The sequence below is a fragment of the Virgibacillus halodenitrificans JCM 12304 genome (assembly GCF_001310895.1).
Classification (GTDB): Bacteria; Bacillota; Bacilli; order Bacillales; family Amphibacillaceae; genus Virgibacillus_Q; species Virgibacillus_Q halodenitrificans.
This window is the reverse complement of the sequence record NZ_BAZS01000002.1, coordinates 112050-130320: the sequence shown is the minus strand read 5'-3', so window position 1 is coordinate 130320 and position 18271 is coordinate 112050. Positions and strand designations below refer to the sequence as shown.

Below are 18271 nucleotides of genomic sequence, written 5' to 3'. Positions count from 1 at the left end.
ACTATTTTTCCTGCCCAACATGCAATGTAACTTGTGTAGCATCTCCCCATAAGCGCTCTAAATTATAATAGCTTCTTTCTTCTTTATGGAAAATATGACAGACAATGCCGCCTAGATCAACGAGCACCCAACGAGCTTGTTCCATGCCCTCTAAACGTTTTATTGAAATCCCTTCTTCTTCCACTGCATCTTTTATTCCTCTAGCAATAGCCTGAACTTGTCGTTCGTTACTACCATGACAAATTAAAAAATAATCTGCTACCAAGGAAACTTCATTCATATCCAAAGCAATGATATCTTCTGCCCTTTTATCATCACAAGCTGTTGCTACTATCTGTAATAAATCTTTATCTTCCATTAACGATTACCTCCGTTTACATATCTTGTAAGATCATTATATGCATGAAATGTGTCTGGGTAGATGGTTGCTTTCTTTTTCATCAAAAATTCAATTGTGTTTCGAAGCGCCATCCAACAGGCTAAATTAAGGTCAGATAAAACTACTTCTCTGACCTCCTCAACCCCAGGAAAATTTCTTCCTGGCTCTATATAGTCAGCAATAAAAACAACCTTCTCTATATCCTTCATATTTGCTCTTCCAGTAGTATGGTAGCGAATTGCCCCTTTTATATCAGCATCATGAATGTCAAATTCCTTCTCTATTAACAATGCCGCTACAGGGCCATGCCATAATTCATGATGATAAGTCAATAAATTATCAGGCAACTCACTTTTTTTTATATAATCTTCCATTTCTTCAAGTGGGCGGTATTTTGCATAGTCATGAAAGATAGCAGCTAATTCCACTTTTTCCCTGGAAACTCCAAATCTTTCAGCTAAGTCCACCGCCGTTTCAGCTACTCGCAATGTATGTTCAAATCTTGCTTTTGTTAAGTGAGGTTTGACATACTCAACCGCTTGTTCCATTTGCATATAGTCGTTTCTCCTTAATATAATTCATTACGCCTTCAGGGGTGAAATACGAAAATGGCTGATTATTTTTTATTCGATTACGAATAATGGTAGAAGAAATATCAATTTGAGGTACTTCTACCTCTATCACTGGATATGTTGAAATTAAAGAAAAACCCGGCCGCTTCACCCCAACAAATTGCACAAGTTTAATTAGTTGATCAATTCTATTCCATTTAGGTAGATACTCAACCATATCAGCACCTATAATAAAATAAAATGTGCAGCGTGGATATTCTTTATTCAGTTCTTTTATTGTATCAAAGGTATATGATTTCCCGAAACGATCTATCTCAATCGTGTTGACTTTAAAGTAAGCGTTCCCCTGTACAGCCAGCTTCACCATATTTACCCTATCTTCAGCATTGGTTTTTGTCGTATTTTTATGTGGAGGGGTATGGGAAGGAATAAACCATACCTCATCCAAGTTTAATGACAATTGGACTTCCTGAGCAATAATCATATGCCCAAGATGAGGCGGGTCAAACGTTCCCCCTAGTATACCTACGTGTTTCATTAAAACAACACCCTCTTTATGGTAGTTGAATCGTTTTATTTTCTTTAGATTCCTTGTAAAGGATAATATTATTACCAATAACTTGCACAATTTCTGCCTGAGTGCCTTCAGCCAACTCTTCAGCAATTGTATCTTTATCTCCCATACAATTTTGCAAAATACTAATTTTGATTAATTCCCTTTTTTCTAAGGCTTCGTTAATTTGAATAATCATATTTTCATTAACACCTGTTTTTCCAACTTGAAAAATTGGCTTTAGATGGTGAGCTTCTGCCCTCAAAAAACGTTTTTGTTTACCTGTTAACATATTATCTTCCTTCCAAAAGTAATTTAAGTTCTTCCGCCATATTGTTTAAAGAGACCTTTTTATCAGTCCACTTTTCAAATGCATATTGAGCTTGATATAAAAGCATTGTATGTCCAAAATGAATTGGCGCACCGGCAGTCTCTGCCTGTGATAGAAATTCTGTTTTTAACGGCTGATAAATAATATCACTGAATATTCCTTTGTCTTTTACATTTGCCACTTGAATAATTGAATCTTTACTACTTGGTCTCATTCCGACCGAAGTTGTTTGGATTACAATATCATAATCTTTAAGCGCTTTTTCAGCCTCCTGAATAGATAAAACAGTACAATTTCCATGATCAGCCTGAAGCTCCAAAATGTCAGATGCACTTGTTTGTGTGCGATTTGCTATGTCAATTCTTGAGAACCCTCTGTCCCGCAGAGCACAATAGATACCTCTTGCCGCACCACCCGCTCCTATAAGAAGGATTCGACAATCTTGATTTAAGAGCGCCTCAGGATAGGCTGCTTCCAATGAACGTACATAACCAACGCCATCCGTATTGTACCCAACCCATTTACCTTGTTTATTTACAACCGTATTGACAGCACCCATTTTATCAGCAATAGGATCAACCTCATCAAGGTATGGGATAATCTCTTGTTTGTATGGAACGGTCACATTGAATCCATCGTATTTCTTCCTTTTCAATAATTTAATATTCTCTTCAAAAGAACTTGCCTGATCAAATTCATGAAGTTCGTAACTTCCTCTTAAACCTGCTTTATCTAAGAATTTGTTGTGGATCCAAGGTGATAATGAATGCTTAATTGGGTACCCAATCAAAGCTAGATGGTATTCCATATTCTACTCCCCCTAAAGTAGTGATTTCCTTATTGAAACAGCGACCTTTTCCGGACTATGTGCAGTAATTGTTATTTCATTACCTTCCACACTTACCCAACCTAAACCTGGAAAAACAATATCTGTTTTTTCTCCGTTTAGCTTAAAGCTATTTTTTTTAAGTTCTAGCGATTTTTTTACAGGCGTTTCACTTGGAGGAGACAATAGTTCACCAATATGATTGACATAAAGCTCGTCCGCATTTTCCAATTTCGTCCGATGTATCGGCAATTCATTCGAAAAATAGCAAACAAAGGATGTTTTTTCTCCTTTTATAAAATCCAATCTGGCCAGTCCTCCGAAATATAATGTCTGTTCGCTATTTAACTGATAAACTCTGGGCTTTATTTCCTTTTTAGGTGTGATAACCTTCAAATCTTTTTCAGAAATATAATGAGCTATTTGCTGCTTATTAACAATCCCTGGTGTATCAATTAATGAAGATTGCTCATCCAGAGGAATCTCAATAAATCCCAATGTGGTACCCGGGAAATAAGAAGTAGTGATCACATTGGAATAACCTGTAGTTTGCTTAATCAATTTGTTTATAAATGTTGATTTTCCTACGTTTGTAGTTCCTACAATATAAACATCTTTTTTCTTACGATACTTTTCTATTTCAGTAGCCAACTCTTCAAGTCCATACCCCTTCATTGAAGAGATAAGAAAGACATCCTCCACTTTAATCCCCGCTTCTTTAGCAGATGTTCTTAACCATTGAATTAACTTACGCTCATTAGTGGATTTTGGTAATAGATCGATTTTATTACCGACCAGAATAATCGGGTTATTACCAACAATTCGTGGAAGTCCCTGTAATAAACTTCCATTCACATCAAAAATATCAATAATATGCACGACTAGTCCTTCTGCATTCCTTATTGAACTAACCATTCTCAAGAAATCATCATCCGAGACGGATACATCTTGTATTTCATTATAGTGTTTTAAGCGAAAACACCTTTTACATAGAACGTTTTCGTTTTGAAGAGAAGCCTTTGGAGTATAACCTGGCTCCCCTGGGTCTGTTGACTGAATTTCAGCCCCACAACCTTGACAATAAAGTGTTTCCATTCCTATTCCTCCCAAGTAATTTGCCCTTTCTTTCGCATATAATTTAATATGCGTCTTTCTATCCTTCGATTTATCTTCGTTATTTTACCATCCGTCTGGACGATGGGCACGACCAAAATGGTATAAAATCCTGCCGAGTTCCCTCCGAGTACATCTGTTAGAAGTTGATCACCGATCACAGCAATTTCATTCTTTTTTAATCCCATTTGTTTGGCAACCGTTTTAAAAGCACGGCTCAACGGTTTACGAGCACTAAAAACAAAGGGTGTCCCTAAAGGTTCAGAAAAAAGCTCTACTCGTTCCTTTTTATTATTTGAAATAATTGTTACGTTAATTCCATTGTCCTTCATCAATTTAAACCACTGAATAACCTCTGGCGTGGCATCCCTGACATTCCATGCTACGAGAGTATTGTCTAAATCTGTAATAATACCTTTAATCCCTCGTTGCTTTAATTTTTCTGGTTGTATATCAAATATACTTTTCACATGTTCATTTGGTAAGAATCTTTTTAACAACGGTCACACCTCATAATTTCTAATTAGTAACATACTATACTTTATCTTCTTCCGTAAGATAATATTATAACTTAATCCTATAATAACTTACTATTCTTTTGAAGTGAAACCATAATTCTCTTTGAACACTCACTTAAAATTGCTACCAAAATATTCCCAGAATCGTTCGACAAATAACATCAAAATTTGCGTTGTGGATAACTTTATTAACAATTTTCGTATTGAATTAACAGCGTATTATTACCAAACAAGTTGATTTACGCACAAGTTATCTACAGGGTAATGTAGATAACCTGAGTCTTGTTATGGTATGTGGATCGTGGTAAGTTAGTAATAGTTTAAATTTAAGTAAAATTTTTAGGAGGGCTGTATTTATGGAGCAATTATCAGATGAATTATTGCTAGAATCTTACTATACAGCATACGAATTAGATCTAAGCCCTGATTTTCTTTCACTAATTGAAGAAGAAATTCAGAGAAGACATCTTTCTCATAAATTAAAAACAAAAGATTACCGATAAAAATTGCTGGCTATATAAATATGAAGAAACAGAAAACCCCTATTATTTTTACTGAATAATAGGGGTTATTTATTTTTCTTGTTATTATATTGTGTTAAACTATTGTTTGAATAAATTGCTTTAGAATCCATGTTTTAGCCATTCATTCTGTATCAATTACAAAAGCTTCATCACCACCATTCCATGTTTGGATACCCACATATTACAGTTTCCAGTGACTTTGTATAACAGCTGACTATTTAAGCAACATAATGTGCAATAATTAGACAGCCTTATTTTTTTGAAGGAGGATAAATTTTAATGATATTTGCAGTGTTAATACCACTCATTATTGCATGTTTTATTCCGTTATTAAGTAAATTAAAAGAAAAGATACATACTGGCATTTTTGTCTTGTTTGTGCCACTCTCCATATTTCTGTATTTCGTCCAATTTTTAGGGAGAGATTTCAATCCAATTCGACATACATATAATTGGATTCCTTCTTTGGGGATTAACTTTGATTTCTATTTGGATGGTTTAAGTTTACTATTTGCTTTATTAATCAGTGGGATTGGAGCACTTGTTGTTCTTTATTCTATCTTTTACCTTAGTAAACAGGAAAGACTCGGTAGCTTCTATGTCTACTTACTAATGTTTATGACAGCAATGCTTGGCGTAGTGCTATCAGACAATATTTTTGTTTTGTATACATTTTGGGAGTTAACTTCCATTTCTTCATTCCTGCTGATTGGGTACTGGCATTTCAAAGAACGATCAAGGTATGGAGCTCTTAAAAGTATGCTTATCACTATATTTGGTGGTTTAAGTATGTTTGGTGGATTTATATTACTCTGGGTTGTTACTGGAACTACAAGCATCCAAGAGATGATCAACCAAGTAGATGTCATTCTAGACAGTTCCTATTTACCATTAATTTTAGGTTTTATTCTATTAGGTGCATTTACAAAGTCTGCACAATTCCCGTTTCATATATGGCTTCCTGATGCCATGGAGGCACCAACTCCTGTCAGTGCGTATTTGCATTCAGCAACAATGGTAAAAGCCGGATTATTTCTCATTGCACGTTTTTCATCCATTTTTTCCGGGAGTGAGTGGTTCTTTATTGTTGTGAGCCTTGTAGGTATTATTACTCTATGTTGGGGCTCTTATATGGCCGTTAGACAAACAGATCTTAAAGCAATCCTTGCATTTTCCACCATTAGCCAGCTAGGAATGATTATGGCGATGCTTGGCTTTGGAACCACTGCTGCTGTGTTTGCAGCAATATTCCATATTCTGAATCATGCTACCTTCAAAGGGAGCTTATTCATGGTTGCTGGCATTATTGATCATGAAACAGGGACTCGTGATATTAGAAAACTTGGCGGTTTGATTACATTCCTTCCGATAACAGCTACACTTGCGTTATTTGGAACATTCTCTATGGCAGCCGTGCCATTGCCATTTCTAAACGGTTTTTACAGTAAAGAATTGTTTTTCGATGCAACACTTCATTTAGATAGCACAACATTTTTAGCTCAAGCAATCCCTTATTTAGCTGTATTTGGGAGTATCTTCACATTTGTATACTCCATGTACTTCTTCTTTGGTGTTTTCACCGGACCAAAGCAGCTGGATAAATTACCTAAAAAACCACACGAAGCTCCAATTGGAATGTTACTCTCTCCAATTGTACTTGTAGCGGGAGTCATTTTAATCGGGTTATTTCCAAATATAGTAAATGCTCCCTTCCTTTTGCATGCTGCACAGGCAGTTAACCCTGAGGTAGAATTCCATAAAGTAGCTTTTTGGCATGGGTTTAATACACCGCTTAAAATGTCTTTAATAGTTATCGCAATTGGAATTATCCTTTTTGTAACAAGGAAAAAATGGAGCAAGGTATATACTATCTTACCTGGTAAATTAAGTCTAAATAAGGTTTATGATCAGATTGTAGAGAAACTGGATGTTATCTCAGGGGCAATTACTCGCTCTTATATGACTGGGTCTTTAAAAAATTATATGTCAATTATTCTTGCAACAACTTTAATTGTTTCCTTTGTGTTTATGTTTATAACAAATGGGTTTACTTTGGAATATGACTACTTGGCAGATGTAACTATTTTAGAGGTATCTGTAGTTATTATCATGATTATTGCTGCTGTAGCTACTATTTTTACCAACCATAATATAGCTGCAATTCTTGTACTAGGCGTAGTAGGTTATGGTGTAGCAATTTTATTTGTTGTTTACAGAGCTCCTGACATTGCTTTAACTCAGTTTGTAATTGAAACAGTAACAGTAGCTTTATTTTTGTTATGTTTCTATCATTTGCCTAAACTGCGTAAATCTACTGATAGTGCAGGAACGAAGATGACTAACCTATTTATTTCTGTCGGTTTTGGAGCTCTTATGACGATGGTCGCTATTTCGGCTCATAGTAGTAACTGGTTTGAGTCCATCTCTGACTACTTTGTTGAAACGTCTTATAAACTTGGTGGCGGACATAATATTGTTAATGTCATTTTAGTTGATATGCGTGGCCTGGACACACTATTTGAAATAGCCGTTCTGGGAATTGCAGCATTAGCTATCATTGGCCTCATCAAACTAAAAAAAGATAAGGGGGCTCAGTAATGGAGATTATTACGTCCATTTTAGCAGGGATACTTTTTGCCACAGCCATATACAATCTGCTGCAAAAACAGCTTTTACGAATCGTAATTGGGACAGCTTTACTATCTCATGGCGCCCATATCTTTATTTTGACAATGGGGAAACTTAAAACAGGTCAACCACCTATTCTAACGGACGGTGTATCCGACTATACGGATCCCCTCCCCCAAGCATTAATTCTAACCTCCATCGTAATTAGTTTTGGAGTAACGAGTCTATTATTGGTGTTGGCTTACCGAACTACGAAAGAAAATAATACAGATAATATGGAACAATTAAGGGGTAAATCAAATGAGTAATTTAGCAGTTTTACCAATCATCCTTCCATTGGTATCAGCAATTACACTTATATTTTTCAATTCAAAGGTGAATATATCAAGAAAGTTAACCCAGATATTCTCTGTGATAAGTCTTTTGGTTTCTTGCTATATCGTTTGGAAGGTATTTACTGATGGAACAATTATCTTGGAAACAGGGGCATGGGTTGCTCCATATGGGATTATTCTCGTCATGGATTCCCTTGCATCCTTACTTATATTAACCACAAATCTTGTGGCAACCGTTTGTGCTTTTTATGCGCCACATGCGGGACTGGAAAAAAAGGAAAGCTATTATTTCTATCCTTTTTTCTTCTTCTTAATCACAGGCGTATCAGGGGCTTTTATAACCGGAGATTTATTTAACCTATTTGTATTTTTTGAAGTGCTTCTTATGGCTTCCTATGGCTTAATCGTTTTAGGTGGAGGAAAAGTTCAGTTAAGAGAGTCTCTGAAATACTTATTAATAAACCTTTTCTCTTCTATGCTATTTGTTACTGCTATAGCCTTTCTGTACGCTGTGGTTGGTACAGTAAATATGGCTCAAATTGGTGAGCGAGTACAAGAAGTAGAGCAACAAGGGATATTAACCACCATTGGAATATTACTCTTTTTCGTGTTTGCTACGAAAGCAGCTCTATTTCCATTGTATTACTGGCTTCCTAAATCTTATATTGTGCCTAATCCCGTCATATCAGCATTATTTGGTGCATTATTGACAAAGGTTGGAATTTATTCCATTCTTCGTGTGTTTTCCCTGATCTTTGTGTATAAGCTAGAATTAACCCATGAATTATTTATATGGGTTGCAGGATTGTCTATGGTGTTTGGAATTATTGGCGCATTATCTACCAATAACATAAAGTTAATTATTGCATATAACATCATTCCTGCTATTGGATTCATTCTATTGGGAATCGGTACATTCACTATAGATGGTATAAGCGGCTCCATCTATTATTTAATTCATGACATGATAATCAAGTCTGTACTCTTTTTATTAGTGGGGGTAATTGTTTACGTTGCAGGTACATCTGATTTAAGAAAAATGGGTGGTTTAATTCATTATTACCCGGTACTAGGTTGGTTATTATTTATTTCCGCATTTGTTCTGGCAGGCATTCCACCATTCAGCGGTTTTATCGGAAAACTACTATTGCTTAAAGGAGCATTTGCAAGTGGCCATATTGCCATAGTAATTATTGGTTTGCTTACCAGCCTATTGATCCTTTATTCCATTATGAAGATCTTCATTTATGGCTTCTGGGGCGATAAGCAAATGCTAGGAAACTTAGAAAAAAAATCAACAAAAGGGCTAATTGCTCCTGTTGCCTTTCTATTAACCTTTTCAGTCCTATTGGGTGTAGGTGCTGAATTTGTTTATCCACATATAGATTCGATTGCGGCCTATATATTAGACCCGCAAATATATATCGATTCTGTTTTAAAGGAGTAATGCGAAATGACATTTCAGATAGTTATTAATCTAATTATTGCTTTTATGTGGATGTTTCTAAGTGAAGCCTATTCTGTCACTAATTTCTTCGCAGGATACTTATTAGGTGTTTTACTCTTGTTGCTATTAAATAGGTTTGTGCCCGATACCTTTTATCTGCGACGATTTATAAAGATTATCAGTTTAATCTTCTTATTTATTAAGGAACTGATTTCATCAAATATTGATATTGTTAAAGTTGTCTATACCCCAAAGCCGAACGTTGAACCAGGTATTTTCGCATTACCAATAGATTTAAAGAGTAACTGGGAAATCACTTTACTTGCTAATTTAATTACACTAACACCAGGTACTCTTTCAGTTGCTATTTCCAATGATAATACTCAGTTATTTATACATGCAATGGATATAGATGATACGGAAGAGTCTATAAACTCAATTAAAGACACATTCGAGAAGGCAATTATGGAGGTGACAAGATGAATGATTTATTAGCATTAACAGAGCAAATACTTCAAGTCTCTTTGGTTATTTGCTTTATAGGAATAGCTGCATCACTTATCTTATTGCTTTATCAGGTAATGATAGGTCCCACTCAGCCCGATCGAGCAGTAGCATTAGATACAATGGGTATTAATATAATGGCTTTAGCAGGACTATTATCCATCTCTATCGTTACCTCCAAATTAAATGATGTGGTTCTATTGATTGGGATCCTATCTTTTTTGGGAACTTTAGCTATCGCCAAATATCTGGAAAAGGGTGTTATCATTGATAGAAATTTGGAGTAATATAATTATCAATATACTTGTTATCCTGTTTATCCTTGTGGGAACTTTCTTCATTTTGTCAGCTTCTATAGGGATAGTAAGATTTCCAGATGTATATACAAGGCTACATGCTGCTACAAAAGCATCAACATTAGGGATTGCATGTATTCTGATCGGAGCTTTTTTATTTTTATACGGGTCGCATGGAATTGTGAGCGGTAAATTATTATTGGCGGTTGTGTTTATTTTATTAACTGCCCCGGTATCCGCGCATATGATCGCACGTGCTGCTCACCAAAAAGGAATAAAACCTTACCTAAAAAGCCGTACAGATGCATATGAAGACGCAATACAAAATTATAATAAGAAAAAGCAACCCTCAAAGTGACTGTGAAAACAGTCACTTTTTTTGTCTGGAAAAATCTAAAATTTGGGTTCTAATATATTTAGAGGTTAGCGATTGATTCGTAATATAGATAAACTGCAAACTAATTTGGCAGGGCTGCAAACTCTCCTTTTTTAAAAAACAATATAGCTAATCCCTAAATATCTAAGACATATCTCTTTGCTCTCCAGTCGATAATTCTATCTCCGGAAGTTTATCTCGTTCTGCTGCTGATTAATTCAGTCTCCGGCGGATTAGGTCGCTCTGCTGCTGATTAATTCTTTCTCCAGCGGATTGCTTCTCTCTGCTGCTGATAGTCCCCGCTCTAGTTCGCAGTTTCCTCCTACACTGAATTAAAATTCAATATTTGCAGTTTTTCTAGATTAGCCACTTTCAAATTCCAGCACGTATTTATGGCTTTTTATATTTATATCCCAATTATAATATTACCGCAATGACATATAGAAAACCCGGTTAAATACCACCTACTCCTTAAATTAGAACTACTGTTACATTTCCAATGTTTAAAACTTTATTTTTATTGGACAGACACAAACCTTTCACAGTTCACATAGGAATGTTATATAGCAAAAGCCCACCTATTACTTTGTAATCATTAAAGACCGGCAAGTAACACGTTTCATTATTGTAAAAACTTAAAAGGGTTTTGCTCGTTTACGAGTATGTAAATAATTAAAGAAAACCGTTCCAGACGTAGAAAAAACAACATTCTATTAAACTAAGCAGACTTTGAACTTTTCTGAGTGGTGTGTTGATCTTTCAGTTGGAGGTGAGCTAAACGTTGTAGTTTCGTTACTTTAAGGAGGTGATTATAGTTTGTCCGGAATTCTGACTGTTCTCGGGCTTTTAATTAAAGAAGCTTTATTCTTTGTTTCATACGTAAAAAATCACGCTTTTCCGCAACCCTTGTCCAAAGAAGAAGAAGCGAAGTACATTAAGTTAATGGAGGAAGGAAACGAAGAAGCCAGAAATAAGCTTATTGAACATAATTTGCGTTTAGTTGCACACATTGTTAAAAAGTTTGAAAATACAGGAGAAGATGTTGAAGATCTAATTTCGATTGGTACTATTGGTCTTATTAAAGGTGTAGAGAGCTTTTCTACTGGTAAAGGAACAAAACTTGCAACTTATGCAGCAAGATGCATAGAAAACGAAATTTTAATGCATTTGCGTGCATTGAAAAAGGTTAAAAAAGATGTTTCTCTCCAAGATCCAATCGGCCAGGATAAGGAAGGTAATGAAATTAGTCTTATTGATATTTTAGAAGCAGAAAACGAAAATATTTTAGAATATATACAATTAAACATGGAAATTGAAAGAATGCAAGATTACTTCAGCATACTGGATAAACGTGAACGCGAAGTAATTGTATACCGATACGGATTGAACGATTATGAAGAAATGACACAACGTGAAATTGCCAAGAAGCTAAATATTTCTAGAAGTTATGTTTCACGTATTGAGAAAAGAGCTTTAATGAAAGTCTTTCACGAATATTATCGTAGAGAGAGAAAACACAAATAATGTAAGCCCTCTATCTTCCACCATTAAATACTCGTCAAATATCAAAACAAAAAAGAGCGCTATCTATAAAAAAGATTAGCGCTCTTGACTAATTTTATCTTGAATTCCTTTACCTTTTCCAATAAACCATATTCCAGCTGATACTGAAATCAAGGAAAGCAAAAATAATATTCCACCATGAGAGGTTGGTTGCAAATATGTTTTTATAATGCCACCCATATAAAGATAACTACTTAAGATTAACAATGCAGAAACAAAACGTTTATAATCAATTAATTGATTCTCTAAATCTCTCATCTTTTCTTCCATTTTAGCTCCCCCTTCCTTCCATAGAAATAGTAACATAATTTCAGTTGGAGTGAAGGAGGTAATTTATGGTGCTATTATAGAGATTTTAACATTGACAAAATTAAATTGGCTGCATTTTCTGCTGCCTTCTGTAAAAAAGCATCAAATGTAATAGATGATTCCTTACCTGCGATATCTGATAAAGCCCTTATAATAACAAAGGGTGTGTTATATTGGTGGCATACTTGAGCTATCGCAGCAGCTTCCATTTCAGCAGCAATCATGCTTGGGAATTTTTCTTTCACCCAAGCTACTCGTTCAGCATCATCCATGAACGAATCACCTGTAGCAATAATACCTTGCTCATATGAAATAGGTAAGGTTTGTACAGCAGCAATAGCTTTGGCCGCCAACTCCGTATCTACCGGGAACATCGCTGGCATACCGGGTACTTGCCCGTAGGCGTAATTAAATGCTGTTACATCTACATCATGATGAACTACTTCCGTAGAGATCACAATATCCCCTACTTCCAATCTATTGGAAAAGCCACCAGCAGATCCTGTATTAATGACGTGAGACGGATTAAATTTTTCATGTAGTATAGTTGTTGCCATTGCAGCATTTACTTTTCCGATACCGGATTTTAAAATAACTACTTCTTTTTCCTCTATTTTCCCTTTGATAAATACACAATTAGCAATCAATATTTCTTCCTTTTCCTTCGTCTTACTGACTAGCAAAGCTACTTCTTCGTCCATTGCTCCTATAATGCCTATCATCACATTTCCTCCATTTGAACAGGTTTAATATTTAACTGTTTTTAACTCTTCTAGTTTGGTTGGCTGCCAACCTTCACCTTCAACCCAAGATAAGTAAACACGATATATTTCACTGTTATCTTCGTTCGAGACAGTGGCTTCTACTTTTTGGTCTCCTCCGTTGCCTACCCAGTGCATAACCAAATTTTGTTCCGGAATATCCGTTACCATTAATACAGCCTCTTTAATTTCAATTCGGTCTTGAGAACCATCACTATAGTTGGTTGTATGAGGTTCCTCCTGTTCTGTACCTATTGGTTTCCAGTCCGCAGTATATGCTTTTAATACATTTTCATCTGAAGAATCAACTTCTTGCTTTTCTATCTCTTCCTGTTCCTCGTCTTCTTTATCAATATTTCCATCATTCTCTGAAGAGCTATTTTCCTCTTGGTCTGTTTCCGTATCTTCCTTAGATTCCTTTTCATAAAAACTTTCATTTTCTTCATCAGTTGAATTTTGCTCTTCCTGGGAAGATGGCTGTGTCTGATCTGCAGTATTTTCTTTATCTCCACCACCAAATATCCAAATACCAATTAGAAGGATAAGCAATACAGCACCTAAAATAAGTAATATGGATATCGACTTCGTGTTTTTACGGCGCTTCTCAAATTTATCTACTCTTGAGTCATTATTATTAGCCATTTACTCTTCCCCCTTTAATTATCATTGTAATCGTATCTAATTTAGAATAACAAGCTTTATGTACTTACTAAAAAGCAAAAAAGCGAGTTATCCCCGCTTTTTTGCTTTCCGTTATACTATTCAAGCGGGACTACTATTCAACGTTCACAATTTTAACTTGAATTTCTCCACCTGGCGTAACCACCGCTACTTCAGTTCCGACTTCTTGTCCTAATAAGCTTTTCGCCATCGGAGAATCGTTTGAAATCTTTCCCTCGAAAGGATCAGCTTCTGCACTTCCCACGATCATATATGTTTCTTCATCACCGTCAGGCAGCTCCTGAAAAGTTACAGATTTCCCCAAAGAAACTACATTCGGATTGTCATTATCATTTTCTATTATAACAGCATTACGAATCATCTTCTCTACTTGGGCAATACGTGATTCCACGAACGCTTGCTCATCTTTTGCTGCATCATATTCGGAGTTCTCAGAAAGATCACCAAAATCACGTGCAACTTTAATTCTTTCTACTACCTCTTGTCTTCTATCTGTCTTTAAGTAATGTAATTCTTCTTCTAATTTCTCTTTACCTTCCTGTGTCATATAAAAACTTTTTTCAATTGCCATCTAATACACTCCCTTTTCTATCTTCCCTAACATGTAAATAATATACTATATGAGCCATGTAAGCATTTTAGCCCAATTAATAAAAAGATGCTAAAACTTACTATGGCAGACTTTATTTAATTTTTCAATAGTTTGCCTCTGAAATTATTTTTCCTTATTTTTCGACAAAATGTTCTCTATTTTAGTCGCCATAATATCAATAGCTACTAAATTCTGTCCTCCTTCAGGGATAATTATATCTGCATAACGCTTTGTTGGTTCAATAAATTGTAAATGAGAAGGCCGAACATTATTAATATATTGGTCAATAACCGAATCTAAAGTTCTGCCTCTTTCTTTTATATCTCGCAGTAACCTTCTGATTATTCGTAAATCAGCGTCTGTATCAACAAATACTTTAATATCCATTAAGTCAACAAGCCGCGGATCTTCTAAAATCAATATACCTTCTAAAATAATAACTTCCTTTGGCTCTACTTTTATTGTTTTGTCTGAGCGAGTGTGAATTTTATAATCATATACTGGTTTATCAATTGCATTTTGATTCATTAATTCATGTAAATGCTCAATTAATAAATCATTATCAAAAGCCAAGGGATGATCATAATTGGTGTTCAGTCTTTCTTCAAAAGGAAGATGACTTTGATCTTTATAATAATAATCTTGTTCAATAACAAGAATTGTTTTGTCTGAAAATCGATTACAGATCGATCTGGTTACAGAAGTTTTACCACTTCCGCTTCCACCAGCAACACCGATCACTACTGGTTTTTTATTCATGAAGGTAATTCCCCTTTTTATTGTTTTTCAAACTGATGGCTACTCCGTCCCCAATAGGTACAATGGATGTTGAAAAATTGGTATGTTTGAAAAGCCACTCATTGTACACTCTTATTTTTTCAACCATTTTTTCATGCCGTCGATGTGCTTCTTCTGGTTTAGCTACATAACCTCTAAATAATACATTATCTGAAATAATTAATCCATCGTTGACTAAAAGTCCTTCAGAAAGGATAAAAAAGTCCCTATACTTCCCTTTTGCGGCATCAATAAAAATGAAGTCGAAAGAATTATCTTCTAATCCCTTTAGTTTCTCCAAAGCATCGCCTAACAAAACCCTTATACGATCTTCTTTATTATTGGCTTTTATATTATTAAGTGCTTGTTGATATCTTACTTCATCTTTTTCAATCGTAACAACTTTAGACTCCGGAGAAGCTTCTACCATTCTTAAAGCAGAATATCCGATCGCTGTGCCTATTTCTAAGATTCGTTTTGGTTTTTTTATTCTAATTAACTGCATTACAAAATTCATACTAACCCGATCCATGATAGGTACATGGTTCTCCTTAGCTTCACCTTCTAATTTTTTCGCCCAATCTGGTGAGGTTGGTAAAATTTCATTTAAATAACTTTTTACGTGCTCATTCACATTAATCCCTCAATTCCTTAAAACCCTGATTATATCCAGGCAACGCATGATTTGGCAAATAGAAATAAAATAGAAAATGTGAAAGTCGCTTCACACCTTCTATTTATCCTGTCTAATCAATATACTTTTTCCTATATTGCTTGTGCTCATCCAATGTTTTTGAATAGTATATATTCCCCTCGCCATCGTGAAGGAAGTATAAGTATTCCGATTCAATCGGGTTGATAACAGCCTTTAGTGAGCTTTCAGAAAAATTACCAATAGGACCAACTGGTAAACCGCTTATATGGTAAGTGTTATATGGAGATTCAACTTTCAGATCCTCAAAAAGCACTCTGTCTTTATGTTTTCCTAATGCATATAACACAGTGGGATCAGTTTGAAGCTTCATCCCTTCTTTTAGACGATTAACAAAAACACTTGCAATTTCTTTCCGTTGTTCTTTAGTACTTGCTTCTTTTTCAACTAACGAAGCAAAAGTTAGTGTTTCATGTACGGTATAATCTGACGCTGTAATTTCATCCAAATACTTACTTAAAATAGATTCTGTCTTTTTTAACATATTTTCGATCACCACTTCTACTTTTGGATCTTTTTCATAGAAGTCGTAAGTTGCCGCGAACAGATACCCCTCGAGCGGTGTACGAATTTCAGGATCTAGGATGTCTTTTTTTAGAACAGATGGATATTTGTTCATTAACTCTTCAATATAGTCAGTATTATTTACCTTCTCCATAAATTCTTTTTTAGTAAAAGGTAATTTTTCAGAGTAAATTACGGCCATTTCTTCAATAGTTTTGCCTTCTGGTATAGTAACTGTGTATAAAGGATCTGCCATAACTTTACCTTTTTTCAGAGATTTAATAATCTCATCTATCGACATAGCAGGTGAAAATGTATAATCTCCAGCCTGAAAATCAGCTTCATTTTTAAATTTTATGTAAAAGCGAAACACTCGACTATCCTTTATAATTCCCTTATCTTCAAGAATGGAAGCAATTGTGGAAGTAGAAGAGCCAATTGGGATTTCGACTTCAATATTTTTATCGCTCTCAGGATTCACCGGTTCTAAAGCAGATTTTATGAATAGATAACCTGATACTCCCCCAATTATAATAATAAGTAGAAGTGAAATAATTATAATTGCTACAATTTTTCTAACTGTTCTTGCCTCTTCACTTCTTACTGCGAGATTTTCTTTAAAATCACCTTGCTTTTCCTTATCGGACATAAAACGCCCCCCTCTCACCCGCTATATTATACTAAAAATCGATAATATATTCCATTAAAATCCTTATATTGTTTAGGAAATGAATCTAAATAAGATATTCTATACAAATACTGCCATACAAACGTTAGTTTAAAGTTAATCTACTTTGTGAGTCAATGGATAATCTCCCCATAAGTTATAGCGGTAATCCACATTAAAAACAATAGCTGATGTCGGTAATGACATCAGCTATTTATATATGCTTAGTTATTCTCTTCTTCTTCATCTGCCAATGTGTTTAGCATTTCTTCAACCATATTCCACTCTTCTTCAGAATCAATAGGGAATAGTGACAAGTCATTATCGTCATTATCTTGCTCTTCGTAGCGGAAAGCATATACTTCCACTTCTTCGTCCTCTGTTTGTTCTACAGGCACCACCGCAATGTAGGATTGGTTTGTTTCATCCACATCAAAAGTAAATAAAACTTCAAATAGATGTTCTTCCCCATTTTCATCTGGGATAATTATTCTTTCTTTCTCTTCTAATGCCATGTTGACACTCCTTTACTTTTGATCAAGGTAACCTTGTAAAATCATTACCGCTGCCATTTTATCAATTACTTTTTTTCGTTTTTTCCTACTCATGTCAGCTTCCAATAAAACACGTTCAGCTGCCATTGTAGTCAATCTCTCATCCCACAGTACAGTTGGAATACCATGTACCTCTTCCATATGTTTTGCAAAAACCTGGGATGCTTCTCCTCTTTCACCTATTGTACCATTCATGTTTTTAGGTAAGCCAATAATAGCTTTCCCTATTTCATGTTCGATTATAATGCTTTTTAGCTCTTCGTCTGCGGAGGTTATATTATTCTCATCCCATTTTATCGTTTTCACACCTTGGGCTGTCCACCCTAAAGCGTCACTTACAGCGACTCCAATTGTTTTGGAACCGACATCTAATCCGATCAATTTCATTTAACTTTCCCTTTGTTTTTCCAGATAGAATTTAACTAATTCCTCAATAACTTCATCCCGTTCAACCTTACGAATCAAATTACGAGCATCCTGATGTCTAGGAATGTAGGCAGGATCTCCTGATAATAAATAACCCACGATTTGATTAATTGGATTATAACCTTTTTCTTTTAATGCTTCATGTACAGTGAAGAGGATTTGTTTAATATCCTGATCAAAAGGTTCTTCTGAGAAATTAAATTTCATTGTTTTATCAAACGAACTCATCGCGCCACCTCATTTTTAGGAATTCTAGGCTATCATTCTGATGATGGAACCAGTGATCTACCATATTTACTAGTCTTTCATAGTTATACTTGTAA

At 35.1% G+C, this 18271-nt stretch carries 25 protein-coding genes; 8 read left to right on the top strand and 17 right to left on the bottom strand.

Annotation, left to right across the window (positions count from 1 at the left end):
• Position 1: 1 nt before the first annotated feature.
• The 7 genes from rsfS to JCM12304_RS01840 are packed head-to-tail and all read right to left on the bottom strand — an operon-like array spanning position 2 to position 4274.
• Positions 2 to 358, bottom strand: coding sequence for a ribosome silencing factor (rsfS, locus tag JCM12304_RS01870; RefSeq protein WP_019377879.1), 357 nt, complete (start codon positions 356 to 358; stop codon positions 2 to 4).
• Positions 358 to 933, bottom strand: coding sequence for a bis(5'-nucleosyl)-tetraphosphatase (symmetrical) YqeK (gene yqeK, locus JCM12304_RS01865; RefSeq protein WP_019377878.1), 576 nt, complete (start codon positions 931 to 933; stop codon positions 358 to 360). Before yqeK ends, rsfS begins: the two co-directional genes overlap by 1 nt.
• Positions 911 to 1489, bottom strand: a complete 579-nt coding sequence (locus JCM12304_RS01860) for a nicotinate-nucleotide adenylyltransferase (RefSeq protein ID WP_060678383.1) — start codon at positions 1487 to 1489, stop codon at positions 911 to 913. Before JCM12304_RS01860 ends, yqeK begins: the two co-directional genes overlap by 23 nt.
• 16 nt (positions 1490 to 1505) lie before the next feature.
• The gene (gene yhbY / locus JCM12304_RS01855; protein ID WP_060678382.1) at positions 1506 to 1796 is read right to left on the bottom strand and encodes a ribosome assembly RNA-binding protein YhbY; all 291 of its coding nucleotides are present in this window, start codon (positions 1794 to 1796) and stop codon (positions 1506 to 1508) included.
• A 1-nt stretch (position 1797) separates the two neighbouring features.
• Positions 1798 to 2643: a shikimate dehydrogenase gene (gene aroE / locus JCM12304_RS01850; RefSeq protein WP_060678381.1), complete on the bottom strand. Its 846-nt coding sequence runs from the start codon at positions 2641 to 2643 to the stop codon at positions 1798 to 1800.
• Between the two features lie 12 nt (positions 2644 to 2655).
• The gene (gene yqeH, locus JCM12304_RS01845; RefSeq protein WP_019377874.1) at positions 2656 to 3756 is read right to left on the bottom strand and encodes a ribosome biogenesis GTPase YqeH; all 1101 of its coding nucleotides are present in this window, start codon (positions 3754 to 3756) and stop codon (positions 2656 to 2658) included.
• 2 nt (positions 3757 to 3758) lie between these two features.
• Positions 3759 to 4274, bottom strand: a complete 516-nt coding sequence (locus tag JCM12304_RS01840; RefSeq protein ID WP_019377873.1) for a YqeG family HAD IIIA-type phosphatase — start codon at positions 4272 to 4274, stop codon at positions 3759 to 3761.
• Between the two features lie 374 nt (positions 4275 to 4648).
• On the opposite strand from JCM12304_RS01840, the gene JCM12304_RS01835 reads away from it, so the two are divergent.
• The 8 genes from JCM12304_RS01835 (at position 4649) to sigK (ending at position 11926) form a co-directional block, all read left to right on the top strand.
• Positions 4649 to 4795, top strand: a complete 147-nt coding sequence (locus JCM12304_RS01835) for a sporulation histidine kinase inhibitor Sda (protein ID WP_019377872.1) — start codon at positions 4649 to 4651, stop codon at positions 4793 to 4795.
• 300 nt (positions 4796 to 5095) lie between these two features.
• Entirely contained in the window at positions 5096 to 7414 is a 2319-nt protein-coding gene (locus JCM12304_RS01830; RefSeq protein WP_060678380.1) for a Na+/H+ antiporter subunit A, read from the top strand.
• Positions 7414 to 7752 (top strand): Na(+)/H(+) antiporter subunit C, encoded by a 339-nt coding sequence (locus JCM12304_RS01825; RefSeq protein ID WP_019377870.1) that lies wholly within the window; start codon positions 7414 to 7416, stop codon positions 7750 to 7752. The genes JCM12304_RS01830 and JCM12304_RS01825 overlap by 1 nt, the downstream gene beginning before the upstream one ends.
• Positions 7745 to 9226 carry a Na+/H+ antiporter subunit D gene (locus JCM12304_RS01820; protein WP_060678379.1) on the top strand — a complete coding sequence of 494 codons (1482 nt, stop codon included), beginning with the start codon at positions 7745 to 7747 and terminating at the stop codon, positions 9224 to 9226. The genes JCM12304_RS01825 and JCM12304_RS01820 overlap by 8 nt, the downstream gene beginning before the upstream one ends.
• A 6-nt stretch (positions 9227 to 9232) precedes the next feature.
• Positions 9233 to 9709 carry a Na+/H+ antiporter subunit E gene (locus JCM12304_RS01815; protein WP_019377868.1) on the top strand — a complete coding sequence of 159 codons (477 nt, stop codon included), beginning with the start codon at positions 9233 to 9235 and terminating at the stop codon, positions 9707 to 9709.
• Positions 9706 to 10017 carry a Na(+)/H(+) antiporter subunit F gene (locus JCM12304_RS01810; RefSeq protein ID WP_019377867.1) on the top strand — a complete coding sequence of 104 codons (312 nt, stop codon included), beginning with the start codon at positions 9706 to 9708 and terminating at the stop codon, positions 10015 to 10017. Before JCM12304_RS01815 ends, JCM12304_RS01810 begins: the two co-directional genes overlap by 4 nt.
• Entirely contained in the window at positions 9998 to 10384 is a 387-nt protein-coding gene (gene mnhG / locus JCM12304_RS01805) for a monovalent cation/H(+) antiporter subunit G (RefSeq protein ID WP_019377866.1), read from the top strand. Before JCM12304_RS01810 ends, mnhG begins: the two co-directional genes overlap by 20 nt.
• An 834-nt stretch (positions 10385 to 11218) precedes the next feature.
• Positions 11219 to 11926 (top strand): RNA polymerase sporulation sigma factor SigK, encoded by a 708-nt coding sequence (gene sigK / locus JCM12304_RS01800; protein WP_019377865.1) that lies wholly within the window; start codon positions 11219 to 11221, stop codon positions 11924 to 11926.
• A gap of 75 nt (positions 11927 to 12001) precedes the next feature.
• Here the strand turns inward: sigK and JCM12304_RS01795 are convergent, their stop codons facing one another.
• From JCM12304_RS01795 to JCM12304_RS01750, 10 genes are all read right to left on the bottom strand, one after another.
• On the bottom strand, positions 12002 to 12235 hold the full coding sequence (locus JCM12304_RS01795; RefSeq protein ID WP_019377864.1) for a YrhC family protein: 234 nt from the start codon (positions 12233 to 12235) through the stop codon (positions 12002 to 12004).
• A 74-nt stretch (positions 12236 to 12309) separates the two neighbouring features.
• Positions 12310 to 12996 carry a 5'-methylthioadenosine/S-adenosylhomocysteine nucleosidase gene (mtnN, locus tag JCM12304_RS01790; protein WP_060678378.1) on the bottom strand — a complete coding sequence of 229 codons (687 nt, stop codon included), beginning with the start codon at positions 12994 to 12996 and terminating at the stop codon, positions 12310 to 12312.
• A gap of 24 nt (positions 12997 to 13020) precedes the next feature.
• The gene (locus JCM12304_RS01785; protein WP_060678377.1) at positions 13021 to 13677 is read right to left on the bottom strand and encodes a YrrS family protein; all 657 of its coding nucleotides are present in this window, start codon (positions 13675 to 13677) and stop codon (positions 13021 to 13023) included.
• A 133-nt stretch (positions 13678 to 13810) separates the two neighbouring features.
• Positions 13811 to 14287 (bottom strand): transcription elongation factor GreA, encoded by a 477-nt coding sequence (gene greA, locus JCM12304_RS01780; RefSeq protein WP_060678376.1) that lies wholly within the window; start codon positions 14285 to 14287, stop codon positions 13811 to 13813.
• A 144-nt stretch (positions 14288 to 14431) separates the two neighbouring features.
• Positions 14432 to 15067, bottom strand: coding sequence for a uridine kinase (udk, locus tag JCM12304_RS01775; protein WP_060678375.1), 636 nt, complete (start codon positions 15065 to 15067; stop codon positions 14432 to 14434).
• Entirely contained in the window at positions 15060 to 15719 is a 660-nt protein-coding gene (locus tag JCM12304_RS01770) for an O-methyltransferase (protein WP_019377859.1), read from the bottom strand. The genes udk and JCM12304_RS01770 overlap by 8 nt, the downstream gene beginning before the upstream one ends.
• 112 nt (positions 15720 to 15831) lie before the next feature.
• Positions 15832 to 16950: an endolytic transglycosylase MltG gene (gene mltG, locus JCM12304_RS01765; RefSeq protein ID WP_060678374.1), complete on the bottom strand. Its 1119-nt coding sequence runs from the start codon at positions 16948 to 16950 to the stop codon at positions 15832 to 15834.
• A gap of 242 nt (positions 16951 to 17192) precedes the next feature.
• A complete protein-coding gene (locus JCM12304_RS01760) occupies positions 17193 to 17483 on the bottom strand; it encodes a DUF1292 domain-containing protein (protein WP_060678373.1) in 291 nt (96 codons plus the stop codon).
• A gap of 12 nt (positions 17484 to 17495) precedes the next feature.
• On the bottom strand, positions 17496 to 17909 hold the full coding sequence (ruvX, locus tag JCM12304_RS01755; RefSeq protein WP_019377856.1) for a Holliday junction resolvase RuvX: 414 nt from the start codon (positions 17907 to 17909) through the stop codon (positions 17496 to 17498).
• On the bottom strand, positions 17910 to 18176 hold the full coding sequence (locus tag JCM12304_RS01750; RefSeq protein ID WP_019377855.1) for an IreB family regulatory phosphoprotein: 267 nt from the start codon (positions 18174 to 18176) through the stop codon (positions 17910 to 17912).
• Between the last annotated feature and the right edge of the window lie 95 nt (positions 18177 to 18271).